The sequence below is a fragment of the Siphonobacter aquaeclarae genome, assembly GCF_900103285.1.
GTDB classification, from domain to species: Bacteria; Bacteroidota; Bacteroidia; order Cytophagales; family Spirosomataceae; genus Siphonobacter; species Siphonobacter aquaeclarae.
On the sequence record NZ_FNGS01000003.1, the window covers coordinates 512,600 to 534,316 of the forward strand.

Here is a 21,717-nt window from a genome sequence, read left to right on the forward strand (position 1 = left end):
GCGAAAAGGATAAGAGCCGGATAGTGAATGACGTCACTATCCGGCAGGAAATCAAGGGGTAAATCCCGGCGGGATCAGAAATTCGGGTTTTTCGTCGGAACGCTGCTGGTCGTAGGGTTCAGGCTCGATTCATCGGCCGGAATATCCCAGTAATCCAGGAAATTGTAATTGATAACGGCTTTGGTATTGACCGTTCCGGAAGAAGACAGGACCGTATTGTTGTAGCTGCCGCCTCCGTTGGCGATATCATAGGTCCAGCCCCAGCGACGGCTGTCGTAAAACGATAGTCCCCGGAAAACAAGCGCCACCCGGCGTTCCTGAACGAGTTCCTGAAGGGCATCGGCTAATACCAGGTTTTTATCAGCAACTGTCGCAATACCGGCGCCCTGGTAGCTGCGTACGTCGTCCAGAAAGGCAAGTCCGGTACTGATTTTTCCGAGGCGTATGTTCGCTTCCGCGAGCATCAGCGCATTTTCCTCATAGCTTCCGGCGATGTACAGTTCATATGCGCCGACGGTCCGGTTTCCGTATACATAGACGCCGGCAGCGCCTTTGCCACCGTCAACTATACTCCAGCGGGTACCGAACGTCATTTCGTCGAGGTAAGTACCGGTTTGTTCGAAGTTATTGGTCAGGCGTTTGTCTCCCGTCTTGAAATTCTGAACAAAGCGCTCGGACAGCTTGAACGTCGAGGAGGTATTGGTTCCCGTCGTAAGAGACGCGACAGTACCACCACTGGCAGAGAACAGGTAGTTCGACGAGGTTGAGCGTCCCGTAAACACATAATCTCCCTTTTTGATACCGTTTGTAGCGAGTGTCAGGACGGCATTCCAGTCGGCGGTGCTCATGGCCGTTGTAGAGGATTTTGTGATGGTCGCCGATGGATTTTTGTTGACAAAAGGAGCCAGCTTGTTGACCAGGATGTTGCGCGCCAGCAACGTGTTGATGTTCCGCTTCCACATGTCTGTCGTGAGTACGCCCCCGTTTCCAACCTGCGAAAAGGAAGGTATCAGGCGACCGAGTACTTCCTCATAGTCGGCGGTTGTTTTGACCGCGCCGAGGGCCGTGGCCGCTTCGTTGAGGTAGTAGTTGGAACGTTCGATGATGGCGTCGTGCGTGACATATTCGCTGCTCGTTTTGCCTTCTTCGTCGATAATCAGTCCTGCATAGTACATCGACCCGATGGAAGCGTAGGCATACCCTTTCCAGAAATAAGCCCAGGCTTTGAATGTAGCGACCTTTGACGCGGCATCTCCCGAATAGGAAATCTTGTCGATCAGTTTCAGAACGCTGTTCAGCGACGAATTCATCGCCATCATGTTGAGCCACTGGTAGTACGTCGGATTGTATCCTGAGCCCGTTTGTGCCCGGGTATTGTTCGCGCGGATCTGCCCGATGCTCGGCGAAGAGTTTGCGAGCTTTTGCCCGTTATCGAGCGTCACGTAGTCAGGAATACTGAGAGTACTGACGAGCTGGTTGGACGCCTGCGCACCTACAACGTCGCCCAATAGCTCGCTGTAGCCATATGGAAGGGAGAAATAGCTGTTCCCGAGCCATCCGTCGCCGTTGACAAAACCATTGATATAAACAGCTCCCTGTGCGAAGGAGACAAGGCCGGATTCGTCGGTGACGTTGCCGGCAACGGTCGGCGCATTGGGGTTACCGACGTCCAGCTGATCCTTACAGGCCGTCAGCCCGAAAGCAAGCAGGAACAGAATGAGTGTATGGAAATGAATGCGATTCATAGTGCTGGAAGTTAGAAGCCGATGTTCAGGCCTACCTGGTAAGATTTGATGTTGGGGAGCGTGCTGTTATCCACACCGCGGTCGTACGACGAGTTCGCGGTACCGGAGCTGACCTCCGGATCGAAGTTGGTGTACTTCGTGACGGTAAACAGGTTACGGCCCGTCAGCACGAGCTGGCACTTTTTGAAGTAGGGAAGCCGGAAGATCTTGCCCAGCTCGAAACCGAGTGATACGTTCCGCAGGCGCAGGAAGGAGGCATCTTCGAAGAAATAATCCTTCGTAGCATTATTCCCGGCGCCATAGAGACTGCCCCACGAACCGGAGTAGGCGCTGCCGTAGTACGCGGTATACGCCGCTGTTTTGCCGTCGATCGTTACCGGTGTACTGAAATCGCCATGAATACCGTCCCGGTACATCCACTCCTTGGTCTGGTTATAGAGGTGACTGCCGTATACCCAATCGAGCTGGAAGGAAAGCGTCACCAGATCCCGGAAACCCAGGTTATTGATGAAAGAAGCATTGAATTTCGGGTTCGGATTTCCGAAAGAATAGGTGTTTTCGGTGAACTGAAGGCCTTTCGTCGTTTTGTTGACGACCCGGCCGTTCACCACCTCGTACTTCGACACGTCGGATTCGGAAATATACCGGCTGCCGTCTTCTTTTTTCTGATCGAGCGATGTGAGGGCCTTAAATCCGTAAATCTGCCCGATGACCTGCCCGGGAGCGAGTACCAGAGCCGTGCTGCCGGCCGAAGACGTCAGGATAATATCTGCGCCGCCTGAAATAGCGTCGATCTTCGAAAGCTGATGACTCCAGTTGGTCGTGAAATCCCAGTTAAACAACCGCGATTTATACAGCGGAAAGTTGAGCTGGAACTGTACCCCGTTTGACGACATATTGATGGCGTTCGTCAACTGCCCCGTAGCGCCGGTGGAGGGAGGTACGCTGACGGAATAGATTACATTTTCGCTCTTCCGTTTCCAGTAGCTAAACGAACCGTTGATGGTATTGAGCCAGTTGGAACCCTTGCCGACGTTGACGGTGAAGTCTGTTCCGGCTTCGAATTCTTTCGATACTTCTACCTGAAGATTGGGATTCCGGCTCGACGTCTGCGTACTGTACACGATGCCGTCGCCCAAATTCCGCTGATCGAGGATGGGGTAGCGGTCAAACGCTCCCGGCTGAATACCTGCTTCGCCGTACGCCGCTCTCAGCTTGAAGTAAGGTACGCTTCCCGAAACAGGGCCGTTCCAGAAGGAAGAGGGGAGAATATACCCGTCGAAGTGCGGAAACGTAAACGGCTTCGAACCGCCGCCAAAGGCCGAGGACCAGTCGCTCCGGAAACCTGCCGTCACGCCTCCGAAATCCCCGAAATCTACTTTTTGGTTGATCAGGTATCCATACGTAATAAAAGGTTCCTCATAGTCGAGCCCCACCGCCTGCGAGGAAGTGGATGTGACTTTGATCGGCGGAGAAAGCGGCAGCCCGAGGCCGTAGGTACGGTAGTCGGTCGACTTGTTTTTCCGGTAATCAAACGTGATCTGGGTGCTGGTCTGGATGGGTACTTTCAGGTGAAAGTCCCGCTCGAAATCCGTTTTGATAAAAGCCGTTGCGAGGAAATTCTGAAACGTACTGGTGTACTGGAAGTTGTCGATTTCCCCTTTGTTGTCGGACGCATAGTTGCCGGCCCAGGACTCGTAATAGTTCGAGTTGGCATTGAGCGACTGGTTGAGGTACGTCCACCGGGCGTTTTCCGTGCGGTAGTTCAGGCCATATTTGGCATTGAGTTCGAGGAAGTGTGCCGGCTTGTAGTCGGCTTCGAAATGCTGGAGTATGTCTACCTTATTGTTCAGCGCCGAAGCATACTCCGCCTGATAGTAGGGGTTAAAGGCGTTAATACTCAGCATTTTCGCCGTTTGGTAGGCCGGAACCGACCCATCTGCCATGCGGTACCGCAGGTCGAAAAACGGAGAGGTATTAAGGAAGCTATAGACCGTTCCGACGCCCCCTTTACCCGTGCCGTAGTTGGCGCCCAGCCCGGGATCAAGCGTGTTTTTGGTGTAGATAAGCTGCGTATTGGAGCTCAGGCGGAAGTTTTTGAACAACTCCGTACCCAGATTGGCCGAGACATTGGTCCGGTCAACATACCCGTTTTTCATAATCGGGGTGACGGTATGGTTGTTCGAAACCGACAGGGCGTAGTCGCTCTTATCTGTCGCACCCGAAATACTAAGGCTGTTATTGACCGTGCTGCCCGTCTGAAACATCTGCTTGAAGTGGTCGTAGTACTTCAGGTTGGCGTTGTAAGGCTTGTCGGCGACGTTCCGGGGGTCTAGAATCGCGTACCGCGTTGCTCCGCCGTATTGATAGGAGATGTAATCGATCGATCCGACATCGTTGTACCCGATGGCCTGCCCTTTGTCGTTGATGATGTTATTACTCCCATCTGTCAGATACGGGTGATGATCCGCCTTTTTGACATGACCGCTGTTGATGAACTGGTTAGCCGAATAGCTGGTCGAAAACTGAATGGCCACAGCGCCGGCTTTCCCTCTTTTCGTGAAAATCTGAATAACCCCGTTGGCGCCCTGCGCACCGTAAATAGCGGCGGATGCAGCGCCCTGGACCACTTCCACCCGCTCGACGTTCGACAGATCGAGGGAGTTGAGGTCGGTGGCGGCAATCTGCACACCGTCGACCATAATGAGGGGTTTGGTGCCGTTCTGCACCGTGTTGATCCCGCGGAGGACGATGTTGACGGGGTCTCCGGGGTTTCCGCTGATGGACGAAATCTGCGCGCCGGGGATTTTTCCGATCAGCGCCTGGTCGATGGAAGCCGTCGGCGTAGACGGAAGTTTCTCCGCGGTAATGGATTCCACCGCGATACCGAGCTTCTTTTTACTGGTGGCGGTACCGGTACCGGTGACGACGACTTCGATCAGCGACTTGCTGTCGGCGGCCAGTTGTACGTCGACGACCGACTGCGTACCGATCTCGATTTCCTGGCTCACCAGGCCCACAAAGCTGAAGCGGAGGAAGGCCTTCTGGCCGGAGGGGACTTTGATCCGGTAGTTTCCGGAGGCGTCGGTGATGGTACCGAACGTCGTGTTTTTCAGGTTGACAGTAACCCCGACAAGCGGAGCTCCGTCATCAGCCGAAGTGACTTTTCCGGTGATAATCCGGTCCTGGGCGAAGGCGTTCACCCATGTAAGGACACAGGTCGCCCACACCATTAAAATGGTTTTCATAAAGGATTTAGTTTTGGTAAGGGATGAAAGCTGTCAGCTGTTCCAAATCGGCAATCCCAGCCAGCCAGGAGCGGCGCCAGTTAGTCCTGAGAAGAGAAAAGATTGTTGCGAAGTGTATAGAGACAGTCTTCGAATCTATAAAAAATTTTATATAATAAGATGAAAACGAAATTAAATTTCGAATAACTCAGTATTTCGGTATAATGTATTGATTATTGAAAACTTCTTTTAATAATAGTTTAGATCGGATAAATCCTGCCGGGTACCGGTATACCGTCTTCAAACGGTCAAAAGCCGGAAAATACATCAGGTCGGAAAGGAGATGGTTTTCAACGGACTATACCCATACCTGAAAGAGATTGCCGAACGCATATGTGGAAAGTGAAAAAAGAAGGTGTATCTTTGCGTGATTTTTCGAGACCCTAGTTTAGTCGCACGATACATGCCCTTGTTTGTCTTCCGACTCACAAGGGCTTCTTTACGAACCAAGCATGAGCAATCAATCCCAGGACGCCCTCCTTTTACTGGAAGATGGCACTGCCTTCCGCGGCACTGCCTTGGGCAAAATCGGTACGCACGGCGGTGAAATTTGCTTCAACACCGGGATGACGGGTTACCAGGAGATCTACACGGATCCTTCGTACTTCGGACAGGTAGTGGTCAATACCAATGCCCACATCGGTAACTATGGTGTTTTGCTCGAAGAGGAAGAAGAATCCAACAGCGTCAAGATTTCGGGTATGATCTGTAATTCCTTCTCTCCGATTCACTCCCGGAACGTGGCGGATTTCTCGTTGCAGGAGTATTTTGAGAAGGCCGGCATCGTCGGTATCTGTGACGTGGATACCCGCCAGCTGGTTCGGATCATCCGCGAACGCGGTGCGATGAACTGCATCATCTCTTCTGAAATCCTGGACGAAAAAGCCCTGATGGAAGAACTGAAGAAGCTGCCGTCGATGGAAGGACTGGAGCTCTCGTCTGTCGTCAGCACGAAAGAACCCTATTTCGTGGGCGCCGAAGATTCCCGCTTCCGGGTAGCTGTGATGGACTACGGTACCAAAAAGAGCATCCTGCGGAACTTCGCCGACCGGGATTGCTACTGTAAGGTATTCCCTGCCAAAACGCCCCTCGACGAAATCCTGGCCTGGAATGCCGACGGGTACTTCATCTCCAACGGCCCCGGCGACCCTGCCGCGATGCCGTATGCCGTTGAGACCGTCAAAGGACTTCTCGACACAGACAAGCCGCTTTTCGGTATCTGCCTCGGCCACCAGCTCCTCGCTGAAGCCAGCGGTATCTCGACCTATAAAATGCACCACGGCCACCGCGGGCTGAACCACCCGGTTCAGAACCTGCTCACAGGCAAGTGTGAAATCACTTCCCAGAACCACGGTTTTGCGGTAAAGGCGGACGAAGTGACCAACCACCCCAACGTGGAAGTAACGCACGTCAACCTGAATGATCATACCATTGAAGGCATTCGCCGGACGGATAAGCCCGCTTTCTCGGTTCAATACCACCCGGAAGCAGCTCCCGGTCCGCACGACTCCCGCTACCTGTTCGACCAGTTTGTTGAACTGCTCGCACAGCGGGAACTCGTAGAAGCGTAAAAAAAGGCTGCTGAAAGGCAGCCTTTTTTTTGCATGGGGCAGAGGGCAGAGGGCATGGGACGAGCGACCCCATGCCCTCTGCCCCACGCCCCTCTGCATCACTGCACCGATGTTCGCCGGAGGTAAATCGCTCCAAACACACCCAGGCCGTTTTTGACGTTGGACGGAATCAGGGTTGCCTCTGCAAAGGGATTGTAGGTATTGCGCTGTTGAATCTGCACGTTGCGCATGAAGTCGAAGACATTTTTGTCGCATTGCAGCAGCAGCAGTTCGGAATAGCGGGTGGTGAGCCGGGTTGAATCGCTTTCTGAAGTCCGGCCGATGAGTACCTGCATTTTCGGCTTGTTTTGCGCTATTTCCCGGTCTGTCTGAAAATGGTCCCAATAGGTATTGAAGCCTACTGTGACGGAATCCCGGCCGTCGACCGTCGTCGTATCCACAAATTGCGTACGCCTGCCAAGACCGAAATAAAGCGGATCGGCGGGTGCGGCCACTTTCCACTGCAACTCATAATTCCGGTAAACCCGGTACCCACGGAACCGCTGGACATAACTGAGGCCATTGTCTTTCCAGGAAACCATCGTATTGGTAGCCCGCGGCGGAATTGTGCAGTTTGCTTCAATAGCCGGATACCCCGGCGCGCTTGCTTTCAGCGTGTAGGTAGTACCGGCGGAGAGCGGAAACTGCCGGGTATTGATTTGATAAACACCTTTTTGATAGGGTAGCGTAATACTCTTTGTCCCGTCTGACAATTGCACGATGGCATCCGGAATACCCAGCACACTATCGGACGATACCATCGGCAGGCTCGACTGCAACGTAGCCTGAATCACCGGATCGGATGGATTCAGGTAGCACTCGAGTACCATTTTGGCTTTATAGGGAATCAGGATGGAATCGGCATCCGACTCGCATCCCCATAAAAACCACAGCAGCGGCAGGTAAAGTAGCTTTCTCACGACATCATCAGAATTTAAACGACCAGGAAACGCTCGGAATAATCGGAAACAGCGAAAGCTTCTTGAGCTTCCGGTTGATCCCGGCTTCTGTGTTTTCGGAGTCGTCGAAATAATAGAAAAACGGATTCTTGCGGCTGTAAGCGTTATACAGGCTAAGCTCCCAGGTACGCTCATACCGCCGGAATTTTTTATGCAACTGAACGCTCAGGTCCAGGCGGTGATAGGGTGCGGCGCGGAAGCTGTTTCGCTCCTCGTAGTCATACACGCGGCCTTTGAAGAGCGGATCGATACCTGTCGGGGAAGGCCCGGCGACGGTATAACTGGCCTGCGGCAATGTCAGCGCCTGGCCGGTACCATACACCCAGGTTCCGGAAAGGGTGATTTTGGGGCTGAGGTGGTAGATACCGACAACTGAAAGGTCATGCCGCCGGTCGTACCTCGCCCAGAATTTCTTTCCGCCATTGAGCTCGTCAAACTGATTCTGAATCCAGGATAATGTATAGCCGATCCAGCCCGAAAAACGCCCGATTTTTTTCTGGAGCAGCCACTCGGCGCCGTAGCTCCAGCCTTGGCCGGTGGTGATCTGCTCTTCCCAGGAGCGGTCGTTACTGCGGTTTTCTGCTGTTGCTTCGATAGTGCCGGTGTTCAGGAGGAAGGACGAGCCTTCCCGGTAGGCCAGAATCCCGTCCATTTTCTTGTAGAATCCTTCCAGCGTAACCGAAAAGGTCCGGTAGTCTTTCGCAACGCCCAGCGCCACCTGCCGGGACTGCTGCGGCGCAATCCGGTTGGTGGTCGGTACCCACAGGTCGGTTGGCAGGCCTATTCCGGAGCTCGACAGCAGGTGAATATACTGGTTCATTGTTGCGAAGGAGCCTTTTACGGCCCACCGTCCCGGCAGCGAGTAGGAGGCCGCCAGCCGGGGCTCGGGCCGGGAGTACTGCTTTCCGTCAGTCAGGAAATAACTCAGTCGTACGCCGGCGTTTACCCGCAGTGCCGGAAACGGATGCCAGGTGTCTTCGGCATATACGCCGCCTTCGTAGCTGTCGATCGGATTGCTCCGGCTCAGCGCCTGGGAAATCAGCGTGTTTTCGACGGTGACGGCGCTTGGCGTAAACCGGTGGTAGGTAAGTGCTGCTCCTGCTTTGAGGGTATGATCCGGAGAAGGCATCCAGTCAAAATCGGTCCGAAGGGAGAAATCCCGGATGGCCGACTGGTAGAGGAGCCGGTATTCCGTCGTCGTCGCGTTAAACGTCTGGAAACTATTCGCGTTTACGCCAAACTTATAGTGGCTGAAAATGGCCGACGTATTGGCAAACAGCTTACCCGAAAACAGGTGATTCCAGCGGAGACTCCCCGTGGCGTTGCCCCAGTTCAGGCCGCCCGACTGCTTCCCCTGTCCGATTTCAGACGAAAAAGAAAACCGGTCCTGTCCAAAATAACCGCTCAGATATAGCTTGTTTTTTCGCCCGAAGTCATAATTAAGCTTGGCGTTGAGGTCGTAGAAATAGTACCCGCCCTTGTTTTCTTTCGGAAGAAATGGACGGATCAGCAGATCGGCATAGGTACGGCGACCGGAAATAATAAACGAGGATTTTTTTCCGGCAAGCGGGCCTTCCAGCACCAGTCGGCTGGAAATGACACCCACGCCGCCTTCTCCGTGAAATCCTTCCTTGTTGCCCTCTTTCATCTGCATTTCGATGACAGATGAAAGGCGACCCCCGTATCGCGCCGGAAAACCACCTTTGACCAGCTCCACCGATTTCAGTGCATCTCCGTTGAAAAGCGAGAAAAAGCCGAAAAGGTGAAAGGTGTTGTATACGGGCGCGTCGTCGAGGATGATGAGGTTCTGGTCGGGACCGCCACCGCGGATGTAGAGGCCGGAATTTCCTTCCGAGCCTTTCTGAACACCGGGCAGCAATTGGAGGACTTTCAGCACGTCTTTTTCACCCAGGAGCGCCGGAATTTCACGTACCTGCTGTATCGGCACCGAAACGGAAGACATCTGCACGGTTTCGCTTACTCCCGGGCTGGCGCCGGCTGTGACGACTACCTCGTTCAGGTCCTGCCCGGCGGCTTCCAGAGAGACATTAAGCTCGCTTTGCCCGGCAAGCGAATAAACCTGCGTCCGGAAGCCTACGGACGAAAAGGTAACAACAAGCGTATCTGTCCTCGGAAGCGTGATGGAGTAAAAACCGTAGCGGTTGGTTGTAGTACCTGCTTTCAGATGGGGAACGTATACTGTCACTCCGGGCAGCAGTTCGCCCGATCCGTTTTCCCGGACATACCCGCTCAATGTCCGGCGTACCGTCTGGCCGTAGGAAATCGTACAAAACAAGATGCCGAACAGGACAAGGACCGGCCGCATAGGAATTCAGAGGTGGTACGACGGAGTCTGTTTCTCCGTCAGGGCAACATAATTCTATCAAAAAGGGGTGTTGAGACGGGGTGTCAGTTTTTTTCGTACCCGGCTGATTTCGTGGTAGCTGACGTTGATATACGAAGCAATAACCTTCTGGGAAAGGCGGCCCCGGAGGTGGGGATGTACTTCTTCAAACACCTGAAACCGCTGGCGGGGCGACCGGAAACGGAGCATCTGGCTGCGTTCCTTGTGTTTGATAACCGATTCCTCCGTCAGCTTCATCACGAGACCGAAATAGTCGGGATATTCCCGCTGAAGCCGGTAAAACTGAGTATAGTGCAGGGAAAACAGCAGGCTGTCTTCCAGTACTTCGATGTATTCCGTGGCCGGCGTCTGCCGGTAAAAACTCATGGGCGAAAAGGCCGTTTCACCCTCTGCCGAAATCCAGGAAGTAACTTCCCGGGGGCCGTCCGCTTCGTCGGTGAACAGGTAGCTCCGCGCGATACCCTTCTCGATAAAATGCATCCACTCGTTGGTTTGCCCCGGCGACAACAGGGTGGTTCCGCGGGGATACCGGCCCTTGTGAATCGAGTTCATGAGGTCTTCCGAGGCTTCGGGAGAGAGCATTTCGGCGAAGTCATTCAGCCGGGTGATACGGATTCGCGGGATCATGGCATCGTCGGAACGTTGTTCAATGATACATATAAATCACTGACAAACAGCCCGAAGGACCTCAAAAAAAACGTGAACATCCTGACAGGTGTTCACGTTTTTCAACAGCAAATAGAGTTTGTGAGTTGGATAGAAGGTTCTTCGGATTTAAAAAACCGCTCCGGCGCGTAGACAGAGCGGTTTTGATATCGTCAGACGTGCTTCACAAAATAAGCCATAACGTCTGACAAGTATTTTGCGCGAACGCAAGTTCTTCGTTGCGTTTGCGCAAGTTTACCGGGTGCCTCGCGCAATCTGCGTACGGATCCGACTGATTTGATAATAGCTCATGTTGAGGTAGGAGGCGAGGATACTTTGCGAAAGTCGCCCGCGGAGGAAAGGATACTGCCGGTCGAAAGCCAGGTACCGGTTCAGCGGCGACCGCATCCGCAGCAACTGTGTCCGGGCATCGTAGATCAGCAGGTATTGTTCGGTAAACTGGAGGACAAACCGCGCGAAATCCGCGTACCGGCGTTGCAGTTCAAGAAAATCCTCGCGGGAAAGGGTAAAAACCGTACTGTCTTCCAGTACTTCCAGGTATTCGGCCGACGGAATCTGCCGGTAGAAACTCTCCGTCGCCATCGCTACGCCACCTTCCGCTACGATCCACGCGGTTATTTCCCTTGGTTCGCGCTCGTCTTCTTCTTCGAAATAATAGCTGCGCATTAGACCCTTTTCTACAAAATACAGGCATTCCCCGATTTTGCCGGGCGTCAGAACAATAGAGCCTTTGGGATAAAACTGATATTGAAGAACCTGAAAGACGGCTTTTTGCGTAGCCTCGGACAGAGGTTTCATCTGCTCGCTCAGGTGGTTTTTCGGGGCTGGAGAAGGGGGTGATGCTGACATGGCTATACTAACGAACGCTCAATCTTACGAAGTATTGAGGAGTTGCAGTTATTAAAAAATAGCCGCCATTTATTAATTATTGGACCAAGGTATTGATTTTGAAGGTTTTAGCCGGACTGGAAACAGCCGAACCGCTCTTCGGAAGTTCCGCAGGATATCCGAAGCCCAGCTATAAAACATATTTATCTTTTGACCCTTGACAAAAGGGTTTTGGGCGAGCGTGGTACGGAATCGTTGGTTGCGGGAAATGTAAATCAGATATAAACCTGACTTATCTGAACTTCGCGAGGTCCTTCGGAACATCTCGAAGCGCACTTCGAAGAGCAGTACGGCGGCTATTGAACCAGAACGCTGATTTTGAAGGGCTTGGGCTCGCCGAAAAACAACTGCTGGAAGCCTTCGATCTGGTAAGCGGAAAGACGACCCGCCCGGGTTTCCAGGGTTAGTATACGTTCCGACTCGAACAAATAGTTTTTATCCAATAGCGAAGCCTTGATTTTCCGGGGTATTCCCGTTGAATCCCGGATCACCTCCAGGAACTGCACCGGAAGCTGTTCTCCCTCGCGCAGGCGGTAGGAAACCGTTGCCGCCGACAGGGTATCCGCCATGTAGCTCCGCGCAAAAGCAGGCTTATTGAGATCGGCCTGCAAGAAAAGATCCAGTTCCTTCTTCCAGTCGACGTCTTTCGTCAGCAAACGGTCGGATTCCTCGCTGACGATGACTTCTTTCCGGACCATCGGCTTGTTTTTCTCCAGCCAGGCAATTTGTTGATCCAGATAGCCTTTGAGGTCGAAATACGTCGTTGCCGTCCGGTTATCCGCCGGACTGCAGCCTGTCAGCAGCAGAAAGGAAAGCAGGGAAAGCTTTTTCATATCGTCGGTAACCGCCGGAGAGATCGCTTAGTTTCCGGGTCACGTAAAAAAGCAGGCAGCCCGCGCGGGGCTGCCTGTCGTAACCTTATTTCAGGACGTAGCTGAGCTGCTCGGCATTTTCCTGCAGCCATTCGTGTACTTCTTCTACGATCTGACGAATCGAAATCTCGGGCTTCCAGCCGGTCAGCGCCGTTACTTTTGAGTTGTCAGTGATGTACAGGGGAATATCGGCCGTACGTCCTTCCGTCACAGCTTTGATCGGAATGGTCTTACCCGTTACTTCCTGACAGATCTTCGTCAGTTCAACAAGGGAAGTGCTGACCTCAACACCGCCGCCGACGTTGAGAATCTCGCCGTTGACCTGGTCCATGTGGTGCAGCTGCCAGTCAACCAGCCGGTACAAATCCGCCACGTGCAACATGTCACGGGTTTGCTTGCCGGTACCGTTGAAGCCGATGTACGCCAGTTGCTGCTCGTAAAAATGCCGGGCAACCCACAGTACCATGACCCCCTGATCGGCTTTTCCCATCTGCCAGGGGCCGGTCAGGACACCGCAGCGGTTGATGACCGTTTTCAGGCCGTAAAATTCGTTGTACTCGTGGATCATCAGCTCGGAGGCCAGTTTGGTGGCTCCGTAGAGCGACCGGGCGCCGTCGAGCGGGAAATACTCTCCGATACCCTTTTCCGATGCGCCGGGCAGCGGTTGCTGTTGTGCAAGGGCAAAGCGCGTGTCTTCCTCGACGTAGGTCAGCTTTTCCAGCGGCTTGATCGGATAGATCCGGCTGGTGGAAAGGAAAACGAAGGCTGCCTTGTGCTTCAGGGCGAAATTGAGACAGTTGATCGTGCCGACGAGGTTGGTATTGATCAGGTAATCAGGCGACCCGTTCAGGCCGGCGAGAACCGAAGGCTCTGCCGAGGCTTCGATCACGGCGTCTACCGCGGGAATAGAATCGAAGTCTTCCCTGGACCGGATATCCCCGTGAACGAACTCAACACCCGCTGCCTTGAGGCGGTTGATGTTCAGTTCCGAACCGCGGCGCTTCAGGTTGTCGAGGGCATATACCTCGTACGACGGATAGTTTTTTTTGAGGCTGAGGGCAAGAGCGGAGCCGACGAAACCGGCGCCTCCGGTGATCAGGATTTTCATTCGTGAGTGAAAAAGGGCGGTACTTCCCCGCCCATCGTTAACAGACAATAAAAACGGGTCAGGAAGTCACCCGCTTGAGATCAAAATTCTGGGCCGGCCGGATGATCAACGGTACTTTCTCGATCTTCACAGCGGAGCTGTCGAGACCAAACCAGCGATCTTCCGACGTCGTAAAACCTTTGATAAAAAAATAGGCCTGCATCGTCATGCGCTCCCAGAAAGGCAGGTCGTTTTCGAACGAAAGGAATTTTTCCAGTACCACAAAACGGAAATCGCCGATGACATTCTGTTTGTTGAGCGACTCATACCGCGACGTGATATCTACTTCCTTATTGCGGACCATGTCTTCGATAACTCTCCGGAAATACAGGTTGATCCGCTGTTCCACCCGGAAACCGAGCTTAAACGTCACCTTGATGACATCGTCCGGAGCAATGACGTTGACCTTATACTCCATCGTGTACGGCTCATCGACGGTATCTACGTGAACAAACCAGTAGATATCCGCCCGCTTTGGCCGTTTTTGGAAGATAGAATAGATAATCTTCGATTCGATTTCACTCACCCGCGACGCATTCGACATAAAAATCAGGTGCGTAGCGTACTTCGGAATCGACATATCCCGGCTGAGTTCTTTCAGCGGCTCCGTGTATTCGGAAAGCTTGACGTATTCGGTCAGTCGGGCTTTGATGTTGAACGACCGCAGCCAGATAATCATCACCCCGGCGATCATCGCACCGATGAGAAGCGATACCCAGCCGCCATGCGTAAACTTCAGCAGGTTGGCAACGAGGAAGGAAAGCTCAATCCCCATGTAGACAACCAGAAAAAGAACAACGGTGTAAAAGTTGTATCGATGTGTATAGAGATAGTAGGCCATGAGCATGGTAGTCATGAGCATGGTACCTGTAATAGCTAATCCATAAGCTGCTTCCATATTCCCGGACTCGCGGAAATAAAGAACGACGCCGACGCAGCCGGCCCACAGCAGCCAGTTGACGCTGGAGACATATAACTGCCCCCGCTCATCCGACGGATAGCGGAGCCGTACCTTCGGCCAGAAGTTGAGGCGGATGGCTTCGGAAATCAGCGTAAAAGACCCGGAAATCAACGCCTGGCTGGCAATAATCGCCGCCAGCGTAGCGATCGTAATACCGGGAAGAAGAAACCACTCCGGCATCATTTCATAAATCGGCTTCCGGCCACGCAGGAATTCTCCCTGGTGAGACAGGAGCCACACCCCCTGCCCGAAATACTGAAGAATCAGGCAGGCTTTGACGAAAATCCAGGATACCCGGATGTTCCCGCGGCCGCAGTGCCCCATGTCAGAATAGAGTGCTTCGGCCCCTGTCGTACAGAGGAATACCGCACCGAGCAGCCAGAAGCCGCCGGGTTCTTTGGTAAGCATCTCCCAAGCATAGTAGGGACTGAGTGCACGGAGGACCGTCCAATCCTTCGAAATCCACATAATCCCGAAGAAACCCAGCATACCAAACCAGACGAACATCATCGGTCCGAACGAGCGGCCGACGATCTTCGTGCCCAGCGCCTGAATCAGGAACAACAGCGTCAGAATGGCAATGATGATGTAAATCAAATAGTGTTCGATCTCCGGATAGCGTATTTCAAGCCCTTCAACGGCTGACGCCACGGAGATAGGCGGGGTAATGATGCCGTCGGCCAGAAGCGCCGCCCCGCCGATAATCGCCGGTATCGTCAGCCACCTGGCATGCTTGCGAACCAGGGTATAGAGGGCGAAAATTCCGCCTTCACCCCTGTTGTCGGCCCGCAGAATCAGCGTGACGTACTTCAGCGTGGTTTGCAGGGTTAATGTCCAGAAAACGCAGGATAAGGCGCCAAGAACAACAGCCTGGGTGATCGGTTTGTCTCCGAAAACGGCTGACATAACGTAAAGAGGAGAGGTACCGATATCTCCGTAAATGATACCGAGGGCTACCAGCAGTCCCGCGGGTGTCACCTTGTCCAGGTGTTTGTGATCCATGTGGTGATAGGCTTGGGAGCCACAAAGTTAGATTTTTTCGACTTCGGGCAAGAGGGTAGCCTAAATTACCAGTGGGTTATAGGCTTTAGGCAATAAGCTATAGGCTTTAAGCAATATACGGCAGACGAGCCTGCCTGCATATCTTTCCGGAAGGCTGTCTGCTTTAAGTCTGGTGCCAGTTTCCAGGTCCGGAATATAAAAAGCTGGTTTCTTTCGCAGCCCTTTGCTTATCGCTTAGAGCCTACTGCTTAAAACCTCCCTACCACACACTCTCCACTTCCTGCCGCAGGTTTCGTTCTTCGCGGTATCCGACGAGGCGGTTGACGAGCTTTCCGTTTTTGAACAGCAGCAACGTCGGAATTTCATCGATCTGGTAGCGCCGCGGGATTTCCGGGTCTTTGTCGGTATCGATTTTCAGAACGGCCACTTTTCCCGCCCACTCCTTCTTCAGCTTTTCGAGGATAGGCGCCTGTTTTTTGCAGGGACCGCACCAGTCGGCGTAAAAGTCGACCAGCACCACTGCATGCTCTTTCAGGCTGGCTTCCAGTACGTTTTTGGCTGTCGGCGGCGGAGTCAGCGCCGGCGCGGCGACCTTTTTGTTGGCGCTGGTCCATTTCAGATACCCGCCTTCCAGGTTATATACCTCCTTGAAACCCTGTTTGACGAGGTAGTCGGCCGCCGTCGCACTACGCCCGCCGGAGTAGCAGTAAACAAGTACCGGTTTATTTTTATCGAGCGATGCCGCCGCCGTCTTGAATGTTTCCGGATTTTTCCAGTCGACGTTTTTTGCCCCGGGAAGGTACCCCCGCTCAAACTCAGAAGGTGTCCGTACGTCGAGCAGCTGGGTATTGTCTTTCATTTTTGCCTCGAAAGCGTTGGCGTCGAGGTTGGTTTGTGCGCCGGCTGCCAGGGTTAGCAGGCTGAAGGCAAGAATCAGGTACTTCATGCTTTGATATTGTCCAGGTTGTAATGCAGCCCGACGTTTTCCCGCCGGGACATGGCCATTTTGATAACGAGGTACGAGACGTTGATCATATTCCGGAGCTCGGAGATCGGGACAGAAACCTTCGATTCCCGGTAGAGTTGCTCATGCTCCCGGTACAGCAGCTCCACGCGCTCGTATGCCCGCCGCAAACGGCGGTTGGTGCGGACGATACCTACGTAGTTGGACATGATGCTGTTCAGCTCCCGCGTCATTTCCGTCACCAGTACCTGCTCTTCCGGATGCGTCGTGCCGGAGTCGTCCCAGTCGGGTACATTGTCCGGAATATAGGCGTCCTTGAGGTTTTCAATCGTGCCGAGGTAGGCGCGGTGCCCGAATACAACCGCTTCCAGGAGAGAGTTGGAGGCCAGGCGATTCGCCCCGTGCAGACCCGTGCAGGAGCATTCCCCGGCTGCGTAGAGGAAATGAATATTCGTCTGCCCCCATTCGTTCACCCGGATACCCCCGCAGAGGTAGTGCTGGGCAGGTACCACGGGAATCATATCCCTGCGGACGTCTATACCAATGTCCAGGCAATGCTGGGTGATATTGGGGAAATGTTCGAGAAAACGGTCGTAATCGGCATCCCGGACATCCAGGTATACATGATCCGTCCCGTTTCGCTTCATTTCGGAGTCAATGGCGCGGGCTGTAATATCCCGCGGGGCGAGGGACAGGCGCGGATCGTAGTTTTCCATGAACGTCGATCCGTCCGCATTTTTCAGAATACCGCCGAAACCGCGTACTGCCTCCGAAATCAGGAAGGAAGGCTTCTTCCCCGGCTGGTAGAGGCTCGTCGGGTGGAACTGGATAAACTCAAGGTTATCACAGATTCCCTTGGCGCGGTAGGCCATTGCGATGCCGTCGCCGGTAGCGATGGTCGGGTTGGTCGTACTCTGGTAAATATTGCCGATACCGCCTGTGGCGAGCATCGTGGTTTTGGCGAGGAATTTTTCCACCTGCCCGGTCCGGGTATTGAGGACATAGGCGCCGAAACAGCGGATGTCTTCCCGGTAGCGGTAAACCGTCTCGCCGAGATGGTGCTGGGTGATCAGGTCGACCGCAAAAAAATGCGTGAAAATCGAAATACTCGGGTGCCGCTGTACTTCTTCCAGCAGTGCCCGTTCGATTTCAGCGCCGGTGATGTCTTTGAAATGAAGAATCCGGTGATCGGAGTGGCCGCCTTCCCGCGCGAGGTCATACTCATTGCCGTGCCGGTCGAACCGCGTACCATAGTCAATCAGCTCCTGGATACGCTCCGGGGCTTCACGAACAACGATCTCGACGATATGCCGCTTGTTGACGCCGTCGCCGGCATCGATGGTATCGTCAATGTGTTTGTCGAAAGAATCTTCTTTGGACCATACCGCGGCAATGCCGCCCTGGGCGTATTTGGTGTTGGTTTCGTCGGCCTGGACTTTCGTAATGACGGCGATGGAAACCGGCTCCCCGTTCGACTCAAAGTGGCGGGCCAGCTTGGTCGCATAGCTCAAACCGGCAATTCCGGAGCCGATTACGAGGAAGTCATATTGGTGCGTCATGCTAATCAACATACAAGGTAGAGCAGCGAAAGTTAGAAGATTACCGGGAAAACGGAGAAAGAACCCGGGCAATTTTGACGCGGCCGCTGCGTAATCCGTTCCCCGGAAAAGAAAAAGTCATTACCGGAACGGAACCGGTAATGACTGGCAAGAGGATAAGCGGGGCTCTTTCAGACGGTGAGCGACCAGCCGTCGCGGTACTCCCGCTTGACGAACTGATTGGCCAGGTCGTAATTCGTGATTTTCATGTTGGCGGCATCCCAGAGCAGCTTTTTGCGGCCGTTGTAGCGTTCGGAGGAGCGCTTGGCCGTCGGGTTATCCCGGAGCATCCAGCTGCGGAGCGCGAGGTTGCCGATCAGGATACTTTCGGTAAACGGAGCAGCATACTCAAACGGCGAGCTCGTCACACCTTTGCCATGCCCGGCGATGCAGGCGTTGACCCACTGGAGGTAGTGGTCTTCGTTCGGTACCCGGGCAATCGTTTCCTTGATGTTGAGGGTTTCATTTTTCTTGAGGGGCAGCAAGCGGGGGTTGGCGCCGTAGCAATCGGCCATCAGCTTGCCCTTTGATCCGATGAACATAACACCGCCGTCGGAGTTACCGAACGACTCACCGGGAAGAAGCTCTTCCGGCAATTCCGGAAGAATACCTCCGTCGTACCAGTGGACTTTAATATCTCCTTTTTTGTCTTTCCGGGGATAATTGAGGTGAATCGATGTCGAAAAGGGCGTCCAGTCCGGGTTATTGTCCTGCGGCCGGAGATTAAGGGCCCAGTTGCCCGCTACGCTGCATTCAACTGAATCAGGATAGTCCAGCGGCAGAATCCGGAAAATCGGATCCATGATATGGCAAGCCATATCTCCCAGTGCGCCCGTGCCATACGGCCACCATCCGCGCCAGGCAAAGGGCAGGTAAGCCGGATTATACGGAACGGATTGGGAAGGGCCGAGCCACAGGTCAAAATCCAGCTCCTGAGGGGTAGCGAAGGTCTGCTCTGTGGGCACAGCCTGTGGCCATACCGGGCGGTTGGTCCAGCATTGTACATCGTGTACTTCCCCGATGATACCGGAATCGTAAATTTCCTTCATCCGGCGAACGCCGTTGCCGGAGCCACCCTGATTCCCCATCTGCGTGACGACCTTGTATTTTTTCGCTGCCTGCGCCAGTACGCGGGCTTCGTAGATGTCGTGCGTCAGCGGTTTCTGCGTGTAGACGTGCTTGCCGAGCTGCATGGCGGCGAGCGTCGCGACGGCGTGGGTGTTGTCGGGAGTCGAGATGGAGCAGGCGTCGATGTTCTTGTTTTCCTTCGCCAGCATTTCCCGGAAATCCTTGTAATAGGGAGCCTTCGGGAAGTTCTTGCGGGATTCAACGGCCTGCCGGTCGTCTACGTCACACAAGGCAACGATGTTGACATTCGGGCTTTTCGCGAACGAGGCCAGGTCACTCTTTCCCTTGCCTCCGACCCCGATGCCGGCAATGTTGAGCTTGTCGCTCGGCGCGACAAAGCCTTTCCCCAGTACATGCCGGGGCACGATAAAAAACGACGATGCCGCGAGTGAAGAGGTTTTGATAAAATCCCGCCGGGTGTTCTTTTCGTTCATGTGTTGAAACTGGTTTGCCGGCTCGGCCGGTAGGTAAGAGGTTGTGATCCGCTTCTTCGGGAAACAGACGGATACAATACGGCAAACCGCTCCGAACGTACCGGTTTCGGAGAGAAAAAATTTTCGGGGTCCGACCGGGACCCCGAAAACAGAAAATCAGGCAGGTTTTATCCTGTTTTTACTCGGGAAGACGCACCCGGCGAAGGGTAATGCTCTCGTCCAGAAATCCGGACAGGAGCCGTTGATTATCCTTGAAATTGAAGACATGGCCGTCTGTCCGGACATCTTCCAGTACTGAAAAATCAAGCGATTGCACCAGCCAGCCCGGTGTTTGCGGAGACTGCCGGGCCACGATGCCTTCTTCCGGCCAGTTTTTGTCGGGACTAGCATAGATAGCACTGAAGCCGTAGTTGATATCCACTGCGGGCGACCATTCCGACTGACCAATTGTCTGTGAAACAACCGTGTAGCACTGGTTTTCAAGGGAACGCGCCCGCGCGCCGACGTGCACGCGCGTCGCTCCGCGGATGGTTTCGGTACAGCTCGGGGCCAGGAGCAGGGTTGCGCCGGCTCCTGCCAGCAGCGCCGAACCCAGCGGAAATTCGACGTCGTAGCAGATCTGAATACCGAAAGAGCCCCGGCTGCCTTCAAAAACCGTCAATACCTTCGGCGCCGACGAAATACCCCATTCCTCGTTTTCAAACCGGGTCATGAAAAACTTATCCTGGTACCCGGCCGGCCCGCCGGGGGCAAAAACCCAAACACGGTTGTAGAGTACGTTTCCTTCCAGAACGGGAAAACTTGGCGCGACAATCACCACGCGGTGTTCGCGGGCGAGGCGCTCGTAGGTCGCGCAGAAATCGGCCCGGAGCGCGTCCATTTCCCGGACCTGGCGCCGGATATCCATTCGTACCTCGTCCGCAAACAAGCTCACCAGTTCCATCGAACCATATTCCGGAAAAAGCAACAGCTGCGCGCCCTGACGTACTGCTTTACTGACCCAATCGGCGGTATGCTGCTGCCAGTCGGCGAAATGCGCGTGCCGGGTAATCGGGTATTGTGCAGAGGCGACAATCATGCGTCGATCGGTTTAGTCCAGTACACCATTTCTTTCGGGGTTGATTCGGTTTCTCCGATGTCGGTCCAGTCGAAAAAACTCCGGAGAGCCGGCTCCGGCTGGTATCCGCGCTTGCGCCAGAATACATCGTGCGGACGGTAGTCTGCCGGTCGTGCCGGGTGGTTTTCCGTCCGGACCACAGAGCAAAAGCAGGTCATCCGGAAGGTGCCGAAGCTGCGGGCATGCGCTTCCCGCTCGTCGAAATACCGGTGCCCCAGGCCGTGCCCGCGCCATTCCGGCAGAAGCAGGCTTTCCCCGAAATAAAAAACAGAGGCGGGAGCAATACCCGCCCTGAGAAAGGGCTCGCGTACTTCTTCGGTTTCATCCTCCAGCGGAATACAGGTTGTCGCGCCGATGAGGCGTTCTCCCGCCCGTACCCCGAAAAGAAAGGCCCGTTCAGACCGGAAATAGGTCTTCAAGTACTCTTTTTCATAGGCCATCGAGCCTTCGTAGAGGTACGGAAAAGCGCGGAAGACCTCGATCCGCAGGCGGGCGAGGTCTTTGAAAACTGACTCGATATCTTTTCCGGTCAGCCGGAAAAACGACAGGTCCTCCATGCTATTCGGAAACCAGTTTGATCCAGCGTTCGAGGTTGTAATACGTTGTGACGCGGGCGATTTTTCCGTCTTTTACTTCCAGGAAAGCACCGGCGGGCAGTACATAGGTCTGATTATGCGCAGGGGGCAGGCCCGGCTCGCCTTTTTTGTAAATACCGTTGACGACGAACTCAACCGCCACCCGGGTATCGGTGGGTTCGGAGAGAAAGACCATATCGGTCAGGGTCTCATCGTACGAATCGTCCATCTTGCCCAGAAACTCGCGGAAGAGCTCAAGACCTACGCGGGTATCGCCCTGGTTGGCTTCATGCCGGATTTGGGGATGAAGCAGCGAGAGCATGCCTTCCCAGTTTTTCTGGTTGAAAAATGAATAGTAGTCCTGAACAATCTGAAGTGCTGACATGATCAAAAATGCGT

16 protein-coding genes are annotated in these 21,717 nt (G+C 54.0%); 1 reads left to right on the top strand and 15 read right to left on the bottom strand.

Annotated features, from left to right (window positions below; translation table 11 throughout):
- Positions 1-74 precede the first annotated feature (74 nt).
- Positions 75-1,745 carry a RagB/SusD family nutrient uptake outer membrane protein gene (locus BLR09_RS09355; protein WP_093200823.1) on the bottom strand — a complete coding sequence of 557 codons (1,671 nt, stop codon included), beginning with the start codon at positions 1,743-1,745 and terminating at the stop codon, positions 75-77.
- Between the two features lie 11 nt (positions 1,746-1,756).
- Positions 1,757-4,993 carry a SusC/RagA family TonB-linked outer membrane protein gene (locus tag BLR09_RS09360; RefSeq protein ID WP_093200825.1) on the bottom strand — a complete coding sequence of 1,079 codons (3,237 nt, stop codon included), beginning with the start codon at positions 4,991-4,993 and terminating at the stop codon, positions 1,757-1,759.
- Between the two features lie 491 nt (positions 4,994-5,484).
- Between BLR09_RS09360 and carA the strand changes: the two genes are divergently transcribed.
- Positions 5,485-6,603 (top strand): glutamine-hydrolyzing carbamoyl-phosphate synthase small subunit, encoded by a 1,119-nt coding sequence (gene carA, locus BLR09_RS09365; protein WP_093200827.1) that lies wholly within the window; start codon positions 5,485-5,487, stop codon positions 6,601-6,603.
- A 98-nt stretch (positions 6,604-6,701) separates the two neighbouring features.
- Here carA and BLR09_RS09370 read toward each other — a convergent pair whose 3' ends face one another.
- From BLR09_RS09370 to BLR09_RS09430, 13 genes are all read right to left on the bottom strand, one after another.
- Positions 6,702-7,562, bottom strand: coding sequence for a DUF4249 family protein (locus BLR09_RS09370; protein ID WP_176785499.1), 861 nt, complete (start codon positions 7,560-7,562; stop codon positions 6,702-6,704).
- 7 nt (positions 7,563-7,569) lie between these two features.
- The gene (locus BLR09_RS09375; RefSeq protein WP_093200832.1) at positions 7,570-9,927 is read right to left on the bottom strand and encodes a TonB-dependent receptor; all 2,358 of its coding nucleotides are present in this window, start codon (positions 9,925-9,927) and stop codon (positions 7,570-7,572) included.
- Between the two features lie 57 nt (positions 9,928-9,984).
- Positions 9,985-10,593, bottom strand: a complete 609-nt coding sequence (locus BLR09_RS09380) for a Crp/Fnr family transcriptional regulator (protein WP_093200835.1) — start codon at positions 10,591-10,593, stop codon at positions 9,985-9,987.
- Between the two features lie 273 nt (positions 10,594-10,866).
- Entirely contained in the window at positions 10,867-11,430 is a 564-nt protein-coding gene (locus BLR09_RS09385; protein WP_176785500.1) for a Crp/Fnr family transcriptional regulator, read from the bottom strand.
- 386 nt (positions 11,431-11,816) lie between these two features.
- A complete protein-coding gene (locus BLR09_RS09390; protein ID WP_093200840.1) occupies positions 11,817-12,353 on the bottom strand; it encodes a hypothetical protein in 537 nt (178 codons plus the stop codon).
- Positions 12,354-12,438: 85 nt separating this feature from the next.
- A complete protein-coding gene (locus BLR09_RS09395; protein ID WP_093200843.1) occupies positions 12,439-13,500 on the bottom strand; it encodes an NAD-dependent epimerase/dehydratase family protein in 1,062 nt (353 codons plus the stop codon).
- 58 nt (positions 13,501-13,558) lie between these two features.
- On the bottom strand, positions 13,559-15,502 hold the full coding sequence (locus tag BLR09_RS09400; RefSeq protein ID WP_093200845.1) for a KUP/HAK/KT family potassium transporter: 1,944 nt from the start codon (positions 15,500-15,502) through the stop codon (positions 13,559-13,561).
- Positions 15,503-15,761: 259 nt separating this feature from the next.
- Positions 15,762-16,448, bottom strand: coding sequence for a thioredoxin (gene trxA / locus BLR09_RS09405; protein WP_093200848.1), 687 nt, complete (start codon positions 16,446-16,448; stop codon positions 15,762-15,764).
- On the bottom strand, positions 16,445-18,025 hold the full coding sequence (nadB, locus tag BLR09_RS09410) for an L-aspartate oxidase (protein WP_093200851.1): 1,581 nt from the start codon (positions 18,023-18,025) through the stop codon (positions 16,445-16,447). The genes trxA and nadB overlap by 4 nt, the downstream gene beginning before the upstream one ends.
- Before the next feature lie 170 nt (positions 18,026-18,195).
- Positions 18,196-19,626, bottom strand: coding sequence for a Gfo/Idh/MocA family protein (locus BLR09_RS09415; RefSeq protein WP_093200853.1), 1,431 nt, complete (start codon positions 19,624-19,626; stop codon positions 18,196-18,198).
- Positions 19,627-19,804: 178 nt separating this feature from the next.
- The gene (locus BLR09_RS09420) at positions 19,805-20,704 is read right to left on the bottom strand and encodes a carbon-nitrogen hydrolase family protein (protein ID WP_093200856.1); all 900 of its coding nucleotides are present in this window, start codon (positions 20,702-20,704) and stop codon (positions 19,805-19,807) included.
- Entirely contained in the window at positions 20,701-21,300 is a 600-nt protein-coding gene (locus BLR09_RS09425; protein ID WP_093200859.1) for a GNAT family N-acetyltransferase, read from the bottom strand. Before BLR09_RS09425 ends, BLR09_RS09420 begins: the two co-directional genes overlap by 4 nt.
- Before the next feature lies 1 nt (position 21,301).
- Positions 21,302-21,703, bottom strand: a complete 402-nt coding sequence (locus BLR09_RS09430; protein WP_093200861.1) for a nuclear transport factor 2 family protein — start codon at positions 21,701-21,703, stop codon at positions 21,302-21,304.
- Between the last annotated feature and the right edge of the window lie 14 nt (positions 21,704-21,717).